We start from the raw sequence: 18159 nt of genomic DNA on the forward strand, positions 1-18159 counted from the left end.
TTTGTCAGAAAGCATAAATATATCTTTTCTATATAAAAGTAACATATGTAAGGGTGATCTTGAGTAAGCCAGAGACGAGGGGTCCTAAACAGGTCCTCATCAGTATAGGGTTAAACGGTAAGTCAACTTAAATACACGCTCAGCCATCCACTACGAAGAGGACTTAAACAAAAAAGTATGTTTTAGGACCACTTTGCGATTATCAGCCTACGGTAACATCCTTTAAACGCTCACAATTCAATAAAATAACTGGCTTTATGCAAGAACACCCCATCACTAGCAGTGATGGGGTGTTCACTTTATAGGCTTATTGATATTAGGCTGACTTAACCAGATCAACCAGCGTTTCGATCCATAATGGATTGTCGTTCAGGCTTTCTACCAGCTGCCAGTGTTTGCCGCCAGAAGCCTCGAATAGCTCCTTGTATTCAACGCCAACCTCAATGGTTGTCTCCAGGCAATCAGCCACGAAAGATGGTGAGAACGCAAGAACACTCTTGACTCCTTTGGCACCAAGTTCGCGAATAACATCGTCGGTATAAGGCTTGATCCAGGGCGTACGGCCCAACCGGGATTGAAAGCAGGTGGTATATTTTCCCTCCGGTATCCCTAGGTCGCGAACAAGAAGGCGGGTTGTTTCAAAACATTGAGCCCGGTAACAATGCTGATTCTGGGCATGAAATGATTCACAGCAGGTACCGAAACGACAAACCGTATGAGCTACATCGCCTTTGGTAATCTGGCGTTCGGGTAGGCCGTGGTAGCTAAAAATAATGTGGTCGTAGTCGTAGGCAGCCATGTATTTACGGCCCAATTGAACAAAGCCCTCAATGAATTTAGGATGTTCCAGAAACCGGTTAATAAATCGAACGGCTGGAATTACCTGCCAGGTTTTCACAATGTCCATCACCTTCTCGTATACCGATCCCGTTGATGCTGATGCATATTGTGGGAAAAATGGAACCACGACAATGTCACGTAAACCCAACTGCTGAAATTCGTCCAGACCCGCCTGAATACTCGGACTCTGGTAGCGCATCGCCAGCTTTACAACATAGTCGTCGCCTAGTACAGTTTGTAACTGCCGTTCAACAACATTTCCGTAGTATTTCAAAGGTGAGCCCGTTTCTGACCATAATTGTTTGTACACTTTGGCTGATTTAGGTGCCCGGAAAGGTGCAATAATACCATTGATGAGGAAAAATCGCTGGATATAGGGAATATCGATAACGCGACTATCCATTAGAAATTCGCGTAAATATTTTCGGACATCGGGTACCGACGGACTATCAGGTGTACCGAGATTAACAAGTAGAACGCCCGTTTTGCCTACTGTTTTCACCGTGGCAACGGGTGGTTGTAAAACAGGTGATTCCATCTTAAGGAAAACCGTAATGTTAGAAATTAGTTTGCTGACCGGCCATTACAAAACATCGGTTGGTCTTTGGAACAAGTCAGCTTAGTACTTACAAAGGTAAAGCTTGTCCTGTAACAGAACGGCATTATGTCTTTCCTAAATTACTTTGCCTGCGGATACCTGCTTAGATCGGTCCGGGTAAACTCACTAAAGACTTCGCCCGGTAATCCCGTAAAAACCATAATATCCGTTATGTCGCGTTCGCCACGTTCGCCCGATAGTAAAATGCCACCATGTTGCTGGTAGTCAGCCCAGGGAAGCGTAAAGCGTGGTTGTTCGTCGGTATATTTAGGATAGTGTGCCCATTGAGTCACCAGGTGAGATTGCTTATCGATCCAGATTTTATACTTGTTGTCAGGCGTATTGCCTACATTTTTGAATGTCATCTGGATCACATCGGCCGGTTTACCCTCTTTCGTATTATCTTCATTCAGGTATTTAAGCGTTACCCCTGAATCCTTGAGTTTGAAGGGCATAAAAAGCCAGTATGAATCATTGATCCAGGCTCCTTTCCCCTGTTTGACATACTTCGCTACCGAATCGGGATCAGTGAGTTCTTTGCCGCCACGAAATACCTTGCCCTTATCGTTATTGATGTTCAAAATTATAGTTTGATCGTCACGCAGATTATCTACGCGCACATCGCCCGACCATTTGTCCCACACGAGTTTTCGTGCCCCGAAGAAATTCCAGGCAACCATGTGTGTATTGTCCCAGGCTTTGCGACCGCCCATAGCCTGCATGACCTGATCGGCAAGTTGCACCGCTTTGGGGTCTGAACCAGCCAGATCGAAGCCCTGAGCGGGTGGGTTTGCCGATTTCTTCGACTGAGCGAAACTTATAGTCCCACCTATAAGCGCAAAAAATAAAAGGAAGGGATAGAGCCTCATGAGATAGAGAAATAGTTTCTTTAACAAAAATAGAACATAGGGCTGTTGTTTGGTTCGATAAGATTTATTTTTGCATCAATTTTAATTATGTAGGATGCCAATACACCATGTTCGACATCCTGATTCATGCCAATGACACTCTCACAACTTGATTATATTGTGGCTGTTGATACGCATCGACACTTTGCAACGGCCGCTGAAAGTTGCCACGTTACCCAGCCAACGTTAAGCATGCAAATCCAGAAACTGGAAGATGAACTCGGTATTCTGGTATTTGACCGATCGAAACAGCCAGTAGTGCCAACCGAGGCCGGGCAGGCTGTTTTGGCTCAGGCGCGGGAGGTATTGCGGGCCGCCCGACGAATACCCGAAATCGTGAGTGAATCGAAGAATGATTTTCAGGGCGAACTGCGAATCGGTATCATTCCTACACTGGCTCCCTATTTACTGCCTTATTTTATTGGCGAATTTATTGAGAAATACCCGTCAGTATCAGTTCAGATTCAGGAGCTGGTCACAGAACAGATTATCGAACGGCTCCGGAATGGCCTTATTGATGTGGGGCTGGTAGTAACACCTTTATTGGAAAATGGCATTACCGAAATTCCATTGTTCAAGGAGCCATTTGTGGTTTATGCTGCTGATTCGCACTCGCTTGCCAATGCCGACTGTGTTGATTCTCAGGATCTTCATACGGATGGGCTCTGGCTGTTGACGGAAGGCCATTGCTTCCGCAATCAGGTAATGAACCTTTGTGGAGCCGACCGGAAAGCAAACGGAACCGCCTTACGCTATGAAACGGGCTCCCTTGAGACACTCATCAAACTGATTGACAAGCAGGACGGGTTTACGCTGTTACCCTACCTGGCCACGTTCGATATGGATGAAACCCGTCGGGCACGTATTCGGCCGTTCAGTGCTCCTCAACCCGTACGCGAAGTAAGTTTAGTGATGCACCGTAGTTTCCTGAAGCGTAAACTTATAAATGCCTTGAAACATGAGATCATGGCCCATTTGCCGCATGAACTGTTAGACGAAACAACAGCAGGAAAGGTTGTTGACGTACTGAGCAAGTCGTAGTCGGTCTTCGGCATCAACTGCATCCTGGCGACTGACTATTGGCTACCGCCCACTTCTTCGTTTCTCTCGTTCTAACTGCTGGTAGGCCTGTCTGAAATCGTCACCGTTGGCCAGTGCATTGGCTAGTGCCGGAACCCCCGGTTGCCCTACCAAAGTGAGCCACCGGGCTACTTCTTCAGCGGCTATCTGGTACGCCTGCATGACTTTGTGATAATCGCCCCCGAAAAAGTCACGGGTGGTTTCCAGATCTGAGAGTTTAAGCATGGGCTGGCCCGGAAATGACTTCAGAGGCTCGTCGCCCACATAGGTAGAGTCACGTTGCCAATCAGTCGATCGCTCCCAAACGGCTGGGTGACTGAAGCGGTAATCGACCATTAAGGCCAGCCCCTCATTGAACCATTGGGGAATCTGTCGTTTGACTCGCCACCATCCCAGACGCGCAAATAATTCGTCATGACAGAGTTCGTGAGCAATCACATCGGTATTGTTTCCATCTGGTCCCAACACAAGGTAAGAGTCGCCCCAGGGCATGCCAAGGCTGCACCCGGCCCCTTCTCCGCCAATGCAATACTGTTCGTATTCGTCCTGAGTTGGGCAGTAAATGAGGATAGCCTGGCCCCGTCGACCTCCCCAGAATCGCCGGATACGATCATAGGCATGCTGAACATTTCGACGGAGTTGCGCGTGCTGTTTTGGCGTTGCCGTCTGGCTGATGTAGACCGTATTCATGCCCGCTAATGTCTGAAAATCAGTTGACTGGCTCACGCGCAAACACCGAACCAACTGCGGGTAGAGAATCAGGAAACCAATCGGCAGGGCAATCAGCAACGGCAGGGTATAACGGAGCAACACATTTCCACGCATGACTAAAAATCAACAAAGCCAGGTGATCGCTTGTTGGTTTACGAAGTACGCTTGAAGCCGGGATTTTTCCTAGAGTTGCCCGTTAATATCAAGCAACGACAGGCTATAACACGTGTGCCGTTTTAGAACCGTAAGAAGATAATTGTTTCGCCCTTATGCTGCATTTTCGTAAGGAGATTAACAAGGTACAGCCGGCGAAGACTGCTTGCTGAAAACAACGTCGTAGTCTGCCGGATTGGCCTGCCGGGTGGCTTTCCGATAAGTTGCGGTCAACGCTGGCCAGATCGTCGTGTTTTTTCCTTTAGAGTCGAGGTAGTAACTCTGGCACCCCGATGCCCAAACAGTGTCCGCCAATTTCTGCTGGATCGTGTCATTGTAGCGTTGCTGAGCTTCTGGCTTAACATCCAGATAAGCCCCCTCACCAGCTTTGTCGAGCAGGTTCAGGTAGTCGAGCACATAGTTCACCTGCGACTCAATCATGTGAATAATCGAATTATGGCCTAAGCCCGTGTTTGGACCAACCATAAACAGTAGGTTTGGATAACCTGAACTAGTGATTCCGTAATGGGCTTCGGCTCCTTTCGTTAACCAGTCATCGAAGAGATTCTGACCATAACGACCTGTAATCGTCATCGTGCCGATTACACCGCCGACGACAAACCCAGTCCCGAAAATAATTGCATCGACAGGATGCTCATGGCCGGATTTATCGACAATCGAATTTGGTTTAACCGTTGCAATCCCATCCGTCACCAGCTCAACATTCGGGCGATTAAGGGCTGGGTAATAGTCGTCCGAGATCAGAACACGCTTACAGCCTAATGTATAGTCAGGCGTTAACTTTCGTCGGAGTACAGGATCGTTTATCGATTTTTTGAGATGATTTAACGCCCGTTTCGTGCCAATTTTATTAAAGGTTTTATTGCCTAAAAAAGCGAAGCCCTGGACCTCGTTGAGCCAATAAATCATCGAGCGATAGGCTTTCTGCACGATGGGAAACTGCCGGAAAATTTGCTGCTCAACCGTTGACACTGCCCGGTCATTTCGTGCGGATACGTAAGGTGCTGTTCGCTGAAAAACAGTAAGGTGCTTTACCTGAGGAGCCATTTTTGGGATGAACTGAATGGCGCTTGCGCCCGTACCAATTACCGCAACCCGTTTGTTGGTGAGATCGTAGGTAGCATCCCATTTAGACGAATGAAATGTTTTGCCCATAAACGTATCCAATCCGTTCAGTTTTGGATAACTGGGTCGGTTAAGGGGGCCAACGGCGATGATAACGACACGGGCTGTAGTTGATTGACCCGTCTTACTGGTAAGTGTCCAGAGGCCGGTTGAGGATGAAAATTCGGTGCGGTTGATTTCCGTGTTATACTGAATCTGGGAATTCAGCCCATAACGTCCAACCACATCGTTGAGATAGGTCAGGATTTCGGGTTGGGTTGAATAGGTTCGTGACCAGTTTGGGTTTGGTGAGAACGATAATGAGTAAAGTGGTGAAGGAATATCGCAGGCACAACCCGGATAGATGTTGTCGCGCCAGGTTCCACCTACCTGACCAGCCCGTTCGAAAAGTACAAAGGATGTGTTACCACGTTCTTTTAGCCGAATGGCCGCAGCAATTCCGGCAAAACCTGCGCCGATTATCGCCACGTCAATGTCTGCTTTCATAGGTTTTTGTCAATACAACTGCTGATGCAGAAACACTACGTCAGTAGTTATCGCTTATACGAATGTTAATTGATAGTCAGGCTCAAAATGCCTGAACGCTGGTTACTGTTTTCGGATCATTTCTGCCACAAGACGGCCTGTTTGTATGGTCGCATTCAGGGATGGATACGTAGTTTGATCACCGCATTGATAGAGGTTCTCGCCCAATTTCAGTAACTCGTGAATCGCGTCTGTACCAGCCCGATCAGCTGGGTAGCTGGGCAAGGCCTGCGGAATATGATAGGTTCGCAAATGCTTCCAGGATTTTACATCGTCACCAAACCAACCCGTCAGTTCTGTCCGTACCTGTTCGGTCAACGCGGTTGCATTTACCGTTTCGATACCCTGTGTGCTGACCGAAACGAGCGTTTGTCCTGCCGGTGCATACTCCGGCGACACATCGCTCAGAATAGCCAGATTATGAACCACCAAGCTTCGATCAGTATTTAATACCAGTAATTTCTGTTTTGATACGCCTGAAAGATCCGAGCCCGTCGCGAAGTAGGTACAGGTTGTCTGGTTAAACGATTGTTCGGAAGGGGCAGGGCGATTCAGCAAGGCGGCAGCCTGAGCGGCATCAACCGCCAGCACAACAACACCAGCTTTGAGGGTATTGCCATTGGTTAAATGAACCGAATTGCCGTCAATGCGTGCCACGGGGCTATTGAGCTTAATCTGGTCTGGCGATAAACGAGTTGCCAACTGGTTCGGAATAGCACCGATACCTTGTGCCGGTATGGCCCCATCGCCCGTAAAAAACATACGGAAGCAAAACTCGAAAAAATTGCTTGATGTGGTGAGCCCATCTTCCAGAAAAACACCACCAAAAAATGGCCGGAAAAATCGCTCAATGATTTGATCCGAAAAGCCCGTTTCCTTCAAAAAAGCCAGCGTAGTCGTCGGCGTCTGCTGGAATAGTTCACTTATAGAAATCGCCTGAGTCCGGCGTATCAAGTCGACAATACGTAGTTTATCGCCGACTGTTCCGACGGACGATGCGAGTGTTCGAAAGGCTGATAGCGGCTCCTGAAACGGATTCAGCAGCGTAAGCCATTCGCTCTGATGCCGAATGAGCGCACCTGACCGGAATGGTTTCAGGTCGAGGTCATCGTAGTTGAGAAGACGCTGGGCTTCCGGATAAGCAGTTAATAAAATCTGAAACCCTCTGTCGAGCCGAAATCCATCAACAACATCCGTTCGAACACGACCGCCTACGCCATCAGTCGCTTCGACTACCAGTGCTTTAATACCCGCTTGTTTGAGATAAACGGCGCAGCTAAGACCGGCGATTCCTGCTCCAATAATAACAACCGGCGATTCCACGCCAGGCGCATCCATGCCGGGCGAGCCCACCGGATTGGCTAATGACTGATCAGGCAAATTCGTAGGCATATAGAACAGGTTCTTGTGTGTTGAATAAAGCCCAAAATTAGCCTTTCCACCGACCTATCGTGTGTAGTTGGTACGAATTGTCTGGTATTTTTTTTAGATATATAGAATAATTTAAAGATAATAAAAAAATAATATTCTGATAATCAGATACTACTAAAAATGGGTTGATGCTTTTTTTTAGAAACTATTAATTTTGTCGCAACAGATTGTGTTATATGGGTATGAATCTGTTAGTAGTCGATAATTTCGATTCGTTTACGTACACCCTGGTAGACTATCTGCATCAGGCAGGAGCCAACTGTCATGTTATGCGTAACAACGAATCGATGAGTAGGCTTACGAAGCGGTCGGTAGAGGGTATTGTGCTGTCGCCTGGTCCGGGAATACCCCGGCAAGCGGGTCGACTGATGGAGGTGATTGAACACTATTACCAGCAGGTGCCTATGTTGGGGGTTTGCCTTGGGCATCAGGCTATCGGTGAATTTTTCGGAGCTACCCTGGCCCCGGCTTCCCGACCCATGCATGGTAAAGTTTCACGCATTCGGGTGCAGGCTGATGATCAGTTGTTTCGGAATTTACCCCGGCAATTTGATGTGACCCGCTATCACTCACTGCTCCTCCTCGATTTGCCTGATACGCTCGTTAGTACGGCTGTAACGGAGGAACAGGAAGTAATGGCAATGCGGCATCGGACGTTGCCAGTATGGGGAGTTCAGTTCCATCCGGAAGCGGCTTTAACAGAATTTGGAGTGCCAATTTTGTCAAATTGGATTAATTTTTTAAAATTTAGTACGGTACAGCAGGAAAAGTCGGCCATGTTCGGGTTACTGCATTAATTAGGGCTATTGTATGAACTATCAGATTCGGGAGGAAGCGGGCTTCCGCTACGTAGACGAAGGCCAGGGTGATGTATTGTTGTTATTACACGGCCTATTTGGTGCTCTAAGTAACTGGGATGGCGTCATTCAGGGTTTTGCCGACCGATACAGGGTGGTTATTCCGCTGATGCCGATCTATGAAATGCCCATGCGCGAAGCCAGCCTCGAAGGCCTGGTGGCATTTATTGAGAAATTTTTGGCCCATAAACAGTTGACCGACCTGACCCTGCTCGGTAATTCGCTGGGAGGTCACCTTGCATTGCTGTACAGTTTCAAGCATCCCGATCAGGTGCAAAGGTTAGTTCTTACCGGAAGTTCGGGTTTGTTTGAGAATGGCATGGGCGGGTCGTTTCCTAAACGTGGTAGCTACGACTATATTTCTGAGCGCGTGGCCTACACGTTCTACGATCCAAAAGTGGCGTCGAAAGATCTGGTCGATGAAGTATTCGAGATCACGAGCAGTATTCCTAAATGCATGAGCATTGTTGGAATTGCCAAGTCGGCACAGCGGAATAATGTGGCTAAAGATTTATACAAAATCAACGTGCCAACGTTGCTGGTCTGGGGGCTGAACGATACGATAACACCGGCTGAAGTTGGTTATGAATTTAACCGGTTGATTGCCAATTCTGAACTGCATTTTATTGACAAGTGCTGTCATGCCCCTATGATGGAGCATCCCGACCGGTTCAATGAACTGCTGAACAATTGGCTCGAAAGGCATCCGGTTGTTGATGAACAAATGCTGGTTGGCAATCGGGAGCAGACAGTGGGTAGTTTTCAATAAAACGGCCCGAAATCCGTTTTCGCTTGGAATAATACACTAAAATCTGATAACGATCTGATTCCTGCCGACCCTGCAAAACTGTTTTTTACTAAGTTTTGGAAACTATGGTATAATTTCCGTAGTTTTCTGCCACACAGTTTCTTTTAATTCCAATTCGTATGCTGGCTGCCGAACTCATAGACCCGATGCTTCCAGCCCTGAAACCGACCGATTCTGTCGGGCAGGCGCTGGATTGGATGCAGGAGCACCGTATCGGGCAACTCGTACTGATCGACCAGGGTGATTACCGGGGCGTGGTTAGTGAAGAGTTATTAATGGATATTCCCGATGGCGATCAGCCATTAAGCAATGTCATGCGCCTGTTTGAGCAGATATACGTTTATGAAGATCAGCATCTGTTTGAGATTATGGGGCTAATCCTTCAAAATCGAATGGATGTGGTGGCCGTTTTGAACGAAGGCCGTGAATTTTCGGGGACGATCTCTGCCAATGAATTGCTGAAACAGTTTGCACAGGAACTTGGTGTTCAGGAGGCAGGTGCCATCCTTATTCTGAGCCTCAATGAGCGTGATTACTCGATGGCTGAAATTAGTCGGTTGGTAGAGTCGAACAATGTTAAAATCATAAGCAGCTATTTTTCAAGTGCAGCGTATGGTATGCCCGACCGTTCCCGACTGACCCTCAAATTAAACCGCCGGGATATCACACCGGTTATATCAACGCTCGAACGATTTGGCTATCAAATCGAAGCGGCTTTTGCCAATGCACCCGTTGAAAGCATTGATCAGGAGCGGCTCGATTCGCTGCTACGCTATCTCAATACATAGGTTTTAAAGTTTTCAGTTTTCGGTTTCTGGTTGTAAGCTACTCAACTATTGAAAACTGAAGACAGAAGACCGCACCGGCGACCCGGTGAAAACTTTTTTTCATGAAAATCGCCATTCACGGACGCAACTTTCCCGAAAAAGCCCGGCCGTATATTCAGTCCATGTTTGACGAACTGGCTAAACGCCAGGTCGAAGTTGTTCTCTCCCAGGTTTACCGCGAATTCTTAGACGGCGCAGCTGTGTCTCACAATAGTGAAGCCGTTTATCAGACCGACGAGGGCATTGCCGATGTCGACTTTATTTTCAGTTTAGGGGGCGACGGAACGCTTCTGGACGCTGTTACGCATGTGGGGCCTCATCAGATACCAATTGTTGGCATTAACATAGGGCGATTGGGCTTTCTGGCTACCGTGGCTCCGTCCTCGATTCGACTAATGATCGATGCGTTGTTTAATGAACAGTATAGTATCGATGAGCGCGCTCTAGTAGGTGTCCGCTCAAATCCCGATATTTTTGGCGGATTGCCGTTCGGCCTGAATGATTTCACGATTACACGTACACAAACATCGTCCATGATCACAGTTCATACGTATCTGGATGGTGAATTTTTAAATTCCTATTGGGCTGATGGTTTGATCGTGTCAACGCCTTCGGGTTCAACGGGCTATTCGCTTAGCTGTGGAGGTCCTGTACTTCTTCCCCAAACTAACAATTTCATCATTACGCCCATTAGCCCGCACAACCTCAACGTTCGGCCTATGATTGTGATGGACAGCTGCCAGCTGGCATTTGAAGTAGAAAGCCGAAGTGGAAACTTTCTGGCGGCTCTGGATTCCCGCTCATTTACGGTTGAGGTGTCGGCCCGTATCAGCGTACAGAAGGAAGCGTTCAAAGCTCGTCTCGTTAAACTTAGCGACGATAATTTTCTGAATACACTTCGCAGCAAATTGAACTGGGGCTGGGATATCAGAAATTAGAGGGAATGGTCCAATTTAGGATAAAGTAGCAATAAACAGCACTTTACAGCCTGCTTTGCGTTTTCTTGGCACTCTCTTTGCTAATCCATAATATATTTTTCGGTCGCATTTCCCAATAAAACCGGTGTGATAGCCGTTTCGGAAATGGCTGACCTTCGGGCCAACCCGGTTGATTCACGAAACTTAACCACATGAAGCGATATCATTATCTGACAGCGGGTGCTCTGGCAAGTCTATTTTTACTTGGCAACTCGTCAGACAGTCAGGCCCAGCGTCGGCCTAACACCCAATTTGCACCTTATTCGTCGGTTAGTTTTGGTGTAGGTTCTTCCCATTACTACGGCGATTTGGCTGGCTATCGGCAATTTATCAAGGCAACCTACATCATGCCTCGCTGGAATGTAGGACTTGGCTACACGCGTCAGTTTACGCCCCATTTTGCTGCGCGGGCTGCATTTACATGGGCACGGATTGCTGGTGATGATTATACATTCAATAAGGGGAACATCAACAAGAGCACTGAAAGCCTGGTTCAGTATACCCGGAACCTGCATTTTCGTAACGATCTAAAGGAGTTTGCCATCACCGGAATCTATAACTTCGTAGCAGACGGGCGCAACTCGAACGTTCGGGCTAAATTTACCCCGTATATTTTTGGTGGAATTGCCCTGCTGGCACATAGTCCCGAAGCACGAACACCAGCCGGAACCGATGCCGGTGAATATGAACCGCAGAAGTGGGTTAAATTACAGCCCCTGCACACGGAAGGCCAGGGCCAGCCTGGTTATGATAAGCCTTATTCGCTCGTTACGGCAGCAATTCCTGTCGGTTTTGGGTTACGCTACCGCTTAAACGAAAACTTTAACCTTGGCTTTGAAATAGGGTATCGGTACACCTTTACCGACTACCTTGATGATGTAGGCGGTCCTTATGCTGATCCCGCTGTTTTAACGGGGGTTGCATCTAAAATGGCCGATCGCCGACAACAGCAATTTGATTCTCGCTATAAAAATCCGCCTGATCGGTATGCTGTACTGAAAGACCTCTTTAACGCTGGCGGACAAAGCCAGGCCGATGTGTTATCGGCCTTGCAAACGCCGGTTCGCGGAGCGCCTGGTAGTATCCTTGGTTTTTTGAAGGATGGATATATATTAACGAGTTTCCAGATTCACTACATCATTCCGGGCAAGATTAAATGCCCGCCCATTAAGTAGGCTGTGAGCAAACGACAAATTCATATAGCCCGGCTGGTTGTAGCCGGGCTTTTTATCAGTTACAGCGTTCAGGCCCAGAAAATTGAGGTTGGTGGTGGCCTGGGTGGTATGCTCTATAAGGGCGATGTATCACCGCACCTGAATCCGCGCTTTTATCGTCCGGCTGCGAGTCTGTTTTTTCGGTATAACGTATCCCGATCGTTTTCAATGCGGGCAGGAGTAGCGATCGGCAGTTTCCAGGCCGAAGATCATTACAGCAAAGACCCGTATCAGCAGGCCCGTAACTATTCGTTCAGGAGTACAAGCAGCGAAGCAACCATTGATCTGGAATATAATTTCCTGAATTATAAGCCGTTGCCCAAAGCTAAAAACTGGACACCTTATGTTTTTGGTGGGCTGGGGCTCTATAGCTATACGAACCCGGTTGTTAAAGCCCGCGCGCTTTTAAATTTCCCGCTTGGTATTGGTGTCAAGTATGAAATCAAACGTCCCTGGAGCGTTGGACTTGAGTTCGGGACGCGATTTACAAACAACGATTACCTCGATGGCTTAGGCGAACGAACCTATGGGGTGACAACCAGTAAACTAGCTCAGGGTAATCCTGCTCTAAATGATAGTTATACCTACACCGCCATTACAGTTAGCTATACATTCTATAAAATTGTTTGCCCTTAATTTTCTCATCACCAGTTTCTTAGTCCCAATAATTTTTGTCCCAGTTCGGTTAATTCGGCAGTTTGGTAGCGATCCTTTTCCCAATTGCGCGGGTCTCCGGGGAATGCGTAACCTTCTGGAGCCTGGCGGTTGCGCCAGGAATTAATGCGCCATTGACGTAGTGCTTCATTGTCTTCCTGGGCAGGCATCATCGAAATATACTGGGCTATGCGAACTTTATCCGTTGATAAATTCGGGCGGATACCATGAGGTTGCGTACTGTTAAAAATCAATAGATCGCCAGCTTCCATTTTAACTTTGACCAGTGCGAAACCTGTAGTGTCCGGTTTAAAACGATCGCGGTCGGTGGGTTGCGTTTGTTTCCAGGTATCGTAGGTTCGATAGAGCTCCGGAATGCACTGGAATCCCCCCATATTCTCATCGGTCTGATCGGCCAGCGCCAATACGCCCTGCACATTTTGTGGCCGGGTTTCCGGATCGTAATCCCAGTGGATAAACCCTTTAAACTCGTGACCTGGCCGGACTGGGAAGTTCAGGTTGGCCCGATCAATTGTTACCCATAATTTTTCCGTGCCCCAGATATCGACGAAGGCGTCATAAACTCGCGGGTACTGGCGATTATCCCATTCATATTGATGATTATAAAGCTCAACCATACCGCTATTGGTCAGCTCTTTCATTTTCATTTCGGCGCGTGCGGGCGCATACCACGTTTCCGGGTTATTGGGATCTTTCTCTTCAAATTCCCATAAGAGTTTAGCCAGTCGTTCTGCGTTTTCTTTGGGTACCGCCTGCCTGATGATGATATAACCATTTTCGATCCAGAACTGCCAGTCGGCTTCAGACAGAACGCGCAGGGATTTACCGGCACCGGAGCGGTCGTTCAGTTTAATTTTACTGCTTGTGGCTGTCGATGGATTGCCGGGAATGTCTTTATGGGCATTATCGGCAATCATGGTGGCAGGCGCTGCCGTTGGGGCCATTGTCTGTTGGGTTTCCATGTCTTTATCGTAAGGTTTCGCGTGTATCTGATAAGACAAAATTAGCCCTTCATGTAGCCCGTTTTCTACTCCCATGATGGCCATTTTTTGTATTATATTGTTCTAAATTTGTTATTGACTAGGGGAAGAGTATAGTTTAGAACAAAATAGGCGTTGCTATGAAAGTTAAGCTCGAAGAAATCAATCCTGATACAAACAGTTCATTTCATATCCTGCTGACTCCCCATCTGAGTGATGTTTTCTTATGGCATTATCATCCGGAGTATGAAATCGTGTACATCACGGGAGCCAGCGGTAATCGGCACGTGGGCGATCATATTTCCCGGTATGAGGGCAGCGATCTGGTGTTTATTGGCCCCAACATTCCGCACCTGAATTTTGATTATGGTGTTAAAACGGATCATCGAAAGGTAGTTGTGCAGATGAAGGAGGATTTTCTGGGCGAGCAGTTTCTTGAAATCCCTGAGTTTTCGGACATTGCCCGACTGTTTAAACTGGCTCGAAACGGCGTTTCATTCTATGGCGAAACGAAACGTATCGTGGGTGAGCAACTGGAGAAATTAGCCAATCTATCGCATTTTGAGCGTTTAATGACGCTAATAAACTTAATTCAACGCCTGGCCACCAGCAATGAAATGACATTACTGAATGAAAAGCCGGTCGAAAACCAATACAATCTTAAAGAGCAACAGCGGCTCAGGCGCGTTCACCAGTACATCGACGAGAATTTTCAGCGCAAGATTGATATTGAGGAGATGGCCGCACTCGTGAATCTGACGGAAGCCGCTTTTTGTCGCTACTTCAAAAAAATGACCCGATTAACGTTCACTCAGTTTCTGAATCAATATCGTGTCAATCAGGCCCAAAAATTGCTATTACTTGATCATAATGTGACAGAAGCCTGTTTCGCCAGCGGTTTCGAGAGCGTATCGTACTTTAATAAAACGTTTAAAAAGGTGACCGGCGAAAACCCAATGCGGTTTAAAAAAAGGCACTTGACTCACTAGAATAGACGGTTTATCCATGACCTCTTCCTGTTCATGAAAGTAAGCGATACGCATAAGGCTGACTTTGCGTATTTTTGGGGGCGTAACTGAAAAAATGAGTTAGTGAAGATTGATATAACTTCGTTCATGCGGGTAGCAGGTTTGATGGCGGCTGTGCTGGTAGGAGGAATCAACGTAGCGTCGTCGCAGGTAGTTACCGGCAATTCGAGCGACCCTACCCTCTACGACTATTGCCAGCAATACCAGACGCTGTATACAAAAATCCGGGAGCAGGCCGTAACGCCTGACTCGGCCCGGTTAGAATTTAGTGCAATAATGAAAGGATTGCAGGAGCGGTTCCTTAGCTCAGAAACCATTCCTTCCGACAGCCTGCAGCGAGATAGTCTGCTAAGGACGGGTACTTATTTTTCGTTTCCGATTCGAGGCTATACAAAGAGCGCAATTGGCGGCTCTCGTGGGGAGGGTTATCGAGGGAATGGCTTCGATCTTTTCGATTACAATGTGCGCGGAAGCCATCCGGCGCAGGATATTTTCATTGTTGATCGTAATCAGGACACGAACGACGATAGGACCGGACAGCCGGTCGATATTCTGGCCATGACGAGTGGATTGGTACTGGCTATCGAAACTGACTGGCACCCCGGCTCCGATTATAGGGGAGGGAACTGGATCTGGGTTTATGACCCCATTTTAAATGGCTTATTCTATTACGCCCACAACAACCAGGTCGATGTATCGCCGGGGCAGTGGGTAAAAGCTGGGCAGAAGCTCGCTGAAATGGGCCGATCGGGCTTTAATGCCTATAAAACCCGATCGCCAACGCACCTGCACCTGATGTATCTTCAGATTCAGCCGAATGGATTACCACAACCCTTAGATACCTATCAGTGGCTCTTAATGGCACAATTGTCTAAGTAAGCGCTTTATCACTGAGGTACTGGAACTGCCGACTGGAGACTACGATTCCCGTACCAGATTCACGCCTGTAATCAGAAAAATCATGCCGACAATGAATGGAGCGGCTGATTCTCCTTTTGAGACGCTAAGGCCTAAAACGGGTTTATTGTTAGATAGAAAGGCAATCAAAGCAAAAAGAATAACGACAACGCCCAGAATAGTGAGTGATGCGCCAAAGAAACGGCGGAAATTAGTTCGGTTCTCCATTGGTTCAGTTATACAGATTTATCATCTTCAGTTGATACGATACTAAGCTTTAACTCCGACAGGGTTTTCACCGCAGTAAATCCACGTTTACGACCTTCTTCAATCAGTAGCGGGAAAGCCGATTCGAGATTATTTGGTACCACACCATCCAGAATAGCCTCCCGAATGATGGTTTTGATCTCACCCACCTCTTTGGATGGCGGAAGGTTAAACGTTTCCATGATCAGTTCGCCCGTAATAACTGGCTGAAAGCTACGCAGTTTATCGCGTTCCTCAAGATCGTGCAGCTTCCGCTCAACCTTATCGAAATTGCGTAAGTGTTTCTGGACCTTCTCGTAATTTTTTGACGTAATATCGGCGCGGCAAAGCGCCATGAGCCCATCCAGATCGTCACCCGCATCCACCAGAAGTCGGCGAAGGGCAGAGTCTGTAATCTGCTCTTTCGTCAGCGCAATTGGGCGTAAATGCAGCCGCACGAGCTTCTGCACATAACGCATATGCTCATTGAGTGGTAGTTTCATGGTTCGGAAGATTCCCGGAACCCACCGGGCTCCCAAATCCTCATGACCATGAAATGTCCAGCCGACTTTGGGATCAAAGCGTTTGGTAGCGGGTTTGGCAATGTCGTGTAACAGAGCAGACCAGCGAAGCCAAAGTTCATTATCGCTCAATATCTGAGATCTATCGGTCCGGTTGGCGATGTTATCGAGCACTTGCAGCGTGTGGTAAAAATTGTCCTTATGACCTTTACCCTCAATGGTTTCAACGCCCTTCAACGCGATCAGTTCAGGGAAAATCCGATCCAGTAACCCAGCATGATACAGTAGCTTGAATCCATAAGATGGTGTAGGAGCCAGAACGATTTTATTCAACTCATCGGTCACCCGCTCGCGCGAAACAATGCTGATTCGCTCGTTCATGCGCACAATGGCATCGAACGTATCGGGTTCTATATCGAAGTTCAACTGGGCCGCAAATCGGATGGCGCGCATCATCCGCAGCGGGTCGTCGGAGAACGTAATGTCGGGGTCGAGCGGTGTTCGAATAACCTTGCGTTTGAGGTCTTTCAGACCATCGAATGGGTCGATCAGTTCGCCGAAATTGTTCGGATTCAGGCTGATACCCATGGCATTGATCGTAAAATCCCGGCGATTCTGATCATCTTCGAGCGTGCCATCTTCCACGATCGGCTTGCGCGATTCGCTACGATACGATTCTTTACGGGCCCCCACGAATTCGACTTCCCAATCGGCTCCACCGTCGCGGTTCTGATCAGGGGCCGTTCGGAGCATCGCTGTACCAAAATTGGGGAATACCGAAACTTTTGTGCGAAGGGTTTTTCCAACGGCTTCGGCCAGTGCAATGCCGCTTCCGATACAGACAACATCAATATCTTTCGATGGCCGTTGTAGAATCAGGTCGCGTACGAACCCACCAATGACATAAGCCTGAACGCCGAGATTGCCGGCTTCACGGGCGATGATGTCAAAAACTGGGTTTTTATGTAGTGTGTCGCTGAAATTCATAATACTGGTCTGTGGCTTTCGGTTTATGGTGCAGTCAGCTGTAACTATGGGCTGCCAAAACGTTATCCTGAAAACCTAACCTACTTTCTAATAAAACTTACCTCTCCTCCAACGCCCAGTCGCATAATGCGTGGTCGACGGGGCATGGCTGGTAATACGCCAAATCGCTCTTTAATAACCTCTATGGCTTTCGGAGGAATAGTTAGTGATTCGAGCGGAAGCGTTAACAGACCGCGACCGAACCCGCCAATCAGGCGTTGAACATCGGCACTTAATGTTCGCCGAACCGCAATTTCACCTGCCGAAAAGGGCGTTATTGACGACGGCCACAAGTTGGCGGATACATTCTTTCCCTGTTCATAAACCACTGTCAATGGATTTTCGGCAAACTCAACCAGATCATACGCTATATCGGGCAATTTCGCCACGTACAATCCCAATTGATCGGCGTTCTGAATGACAACGGTTGGATACACACCGGCGGGCATAAGTGCCTGAAGCGTAAGCAATTGCTCAACGGAAGCATCATTGGTCGGATCTGTAGCAACAGACCAGCCCGTTTCGTCGGCAAGAGCAATAAACTGCCCCTGCCGGAGTTGGTAAGCGATATCGCGGATACTTGTGGTCATGACGGATGAATCCACAAAAATACGGCAAGTTTATAAAAACACGGTTATGAACTTTCGCTGAGGGGCGTTTAAACTTGATTATATCGTTGGGGAAACCCGCTTTTGACTCAACTCACCCGGC

The 18159-nt window shown here is 47.7% G+C and carries 18 protein-coding genes; 9 read left to right on the forward strand and 9 right to left on the reverse strand.

Translation table 11 applies throughout. The features are described from left to right. Positions 1 to 316 precede the first annotated feature (316 nt). Both hemH and GJR95_RS00460 read right to left on the reverse strand, forming a co-directional pair. A complete protein-coding gene (gene hemH / locus GJR95_RS00455; RefSeq protein WP_162384013.1) occupies positions 317 to 1378 on the reverse strand; it encodes a ferrochelatase in 1062 nt (353 codons plus the stop codon). Positions 1379 to 1518: 140 nt separating this feature from the next. Further along, on the reverse strand, positions 1519 to 2307 hold the full coding sequence (locus GJR95_RS00460) for a hypothetical protein (RefSeq protein WP_162384014.1): 789 nt from the start codon (positions 2305 to 2307) through the stop codon (positions 1519 to 1521). Positions 2308 to 2439: 132 nt separating this feature from the next. Between GJR95_RS00460 and GJR95_RS00465 the strand changes: the two genes are divergently transcribed. Beyond that, the gene (locus tag GJR95_RS00465; RefSeq protein WP_162384015.1) at positions 2440 to 3387 is read left to right on the forward strand and encodes a hydrogen peroxide-inducible genes activator; all 948 of its coding nucleotides are present in this window, start codon (positions 2440 to 2442) and stop codon (positions 3385 to 3387) included. Between the two features lie 42 nt (positions 3388 to 3429). Here the strand turns inward: GJR95_RS00465 and GJR95_RS00470 are convergent, their stop codons facing one another. From GJR95_RS00470 to GJR95_RS00480, 3 genes are all read right to left on the reverse strand, one after another. After that, positions 3430 to 4251 (reverse strand): hypothetical protein, encoded by an 822-nt coding sequence (locus tag GJR95_RS00470; protein WP_162384016.1) that lies wholly within the window; start codon positions 4249 to 4251, stop codon positions 3430 to 3432. 177 nt (positions 4252 to 4428) lie between these two features. Continuing rightward, positions 4429 to 5922 (reverse strand): flavin-containing monooxygenase, encoded by a 1494-nt coding sequence (locus tag GJR95_RS00475; RefSeq protein WP_162384017.1) that lies wholly within the window; start codon positions 5920 to 5922, stop codon positions 4429 to 4431. A 102-nt stretch (positions 5923 to 6024) separates the two neighbouring features. Then, positions 6025 to 7353 (reverse strand): NAD(P)/FAD-dependent oxidoreductase, encoded by a 1329-nt coding sequence (locus tag GJR95_RS00480; protein WP_317167041.1) that lies wholly within the window; start codon positions 7351 to 7353, stop codon positions 6025 to 6027. Between the two features lie 221 nt (positions 7354 to 7574). Here GJR95_RS00480 and GJR95_RS00485 point away from each other — a divergent pair, with 221 nt between their 5' ends. From GJR95_RS00485 to porG, 6 genes are all read left to right on the forward strand, one after another. Then, positions 7575 to 8189: an anthranilate synthase component II gene (locus GJR95_RS00485; RefSeq protein WP_162384018.1), complete on the forward strand. Its 615-nt coding sequence runs from the start codon at positions 7575 to 7577 to the stop codon at positions 8187 to 8189. A 13-nt stretch (positions 8190 to 8202) separates the two neighbouring features. Continuing rightward, entirely contained in the window at positions 8203 to 9018 is an 816-nt protein-coding gene (locus GJR95_RS00490; protein ID WP_162384019.1) for an alpha/beta fold hydrolase, read from the forward strand. A 158-nt stretch (positions 9019 to 9176) separates the two neighbouring features. Then, entirely contained in the window at positions 9177 to 9845 is a 669-nt protein-coding gene (locus tag GJR95_RS00495) for a CBS domain-containing protein (protein ID WP_162384020.1), read from the forward strand. A 101-nt stretch (positions 9846 to 9946) separates the two neighbouring features. Then, complete coding sequence (locus GJR95_RS00500; protein WP_162384021.1) at positions 9947 to 10822, forward strand: NAD kinase; 876 nt, start codon at positions 9947 to 9949, stop codon at positions 10820 to 10822. A gap of 191 nt (positions 10823 to 11013) precedes the next feature. Beyond that, the gene (locus tag GJR95_RS00505) at positions 11014 to 12036 is read left to right on the forward strand and encodes a DUF6089 family protein (protein WP_162384022.1); all 1023 of its coding nucleotides are present in this window, start codon (positions 11014 to 11016) and stop codon (positions 12034 to 12036) included. Between the two features lie 3 nt (positions 12037 to 12039). Next, positions 12040 to 12711 carry a type IX secretion system protein PorG gene (gene porG / locus GJR95_RS00510; RefSeq protein WP_162384023.1) on the forward strand — a complete coding sequence of 224 codons (672 nt, stop codon included), beginning with the start codon at positions 12040 to 12042 and terminating at the stop codon, positions 12709 to 12711. A gap of 8 nt (positions 12712 to 12719) precedes the next feature. Here the strand turns inward: porG and GJR95_RS00515 are convergent, their stop codons facing one another. Next, positions 12720 to 13712 carry a phytanoyl-CoA dioxygenase family protein gene (locus tag GJR95_RS00515; RefSeq protein ID WP_162384024.1) on the reverse strand — a complete coding sequence of 331 codons (993 nt, stop codon included), beginning with the start codon at positions 13710 to 13712 and terminating at the stop codon, positions 12720 to 12722. Positions 13713 to 13870: 158 nt separating this feature from the next. Between GJR95_RS00515 and GJR95_RS00520 the strand changes: the two genes are divergently transcribed. Both GJR95_RS00520 and GJR95_RS00525 read left to right on the forward strand, forming a co-directional pair. After that, on the forward strand, positions 13871 to 14719 hold the full coding sequence (locus GJR95_RS00520) for an AraC family transcriptional regulator (RefSeq protein ID WP_162384025.1): 849 nt from the start codon (positions 13871 to 13873) through the stop codon (positions 14717 to 14719). 126 nt (positions 14720 to 14845) lie between these two features. Beyond that, a complete protein-coding gene (locus GJR95_RS00525; RefSeq protein ID WP_174260256.1) occupies positions 14846 to 15637 on the forward strand; it encodes a M23 family metallopeptidase in 792 nt (263 codons plus the stop codon). 39 nt (positions 15638 to 15676) lie between these two features. Here the strand turns inward: GJR95_RS00525 and GJR95_RS00530 are convergent, their stop codons facing one another. The 3 genes from GJR95_RS00530 to GJR95_RS00540 all read right to left on the reverse strand — a co-directional run bounded on the left by GJR95_RS00530 (position 15677) and on the right by GJR95_RS00540 (position 18038). Continuing rightward, positions 15677 to 15883, reverse strand: coding sequence for a hypothetical protein (locus tag GJR95_RS00530; protein WP_162384027.1), 207 nt, complete (start codon positions 15881 to 15883; stop codon positions 15677 to 15679). An 8-nt stretch (positions 15884 to 15891) separates the two neighbouring features. Continuing rightward, positions 15892 to 17409: a CCA tRNA nucleotidyltransferase gene (locus tag GJR95_RS00535; RefSeq protein WP_162384028.1), complete on the reverse strand. Its 1518-nt coding sequence runs from the start codon at positions 17407 to 17409 to the stop codon at positions 15892 to 15894. Between the two features lie 80 nt (positions 17410 to 17489). After that, complete coding sequence (locus GJR95_RS00540) at positions 17490 to 18038, reverse strand: Sua5/YciO/YrdC/YwlC family protein (RefSeq protein WP_162384029.1); 549 nt, start codon at positions 18036 to 18038, stop codon at positions 17490 to 17492. Between the last annotated feature and the right edge of the window lie 121 nt (positions 18039 to 18159).

Origin of the sequence: Spirosoma endbachense (genome assembly GCF_010233585.1) — a bacterium.
Lineage (GTDB): Bacteria > Bacteroidota > Bacteroidia > Cytophagales > Spirosomataceae > Spirosoma > Spirosoma endbachense.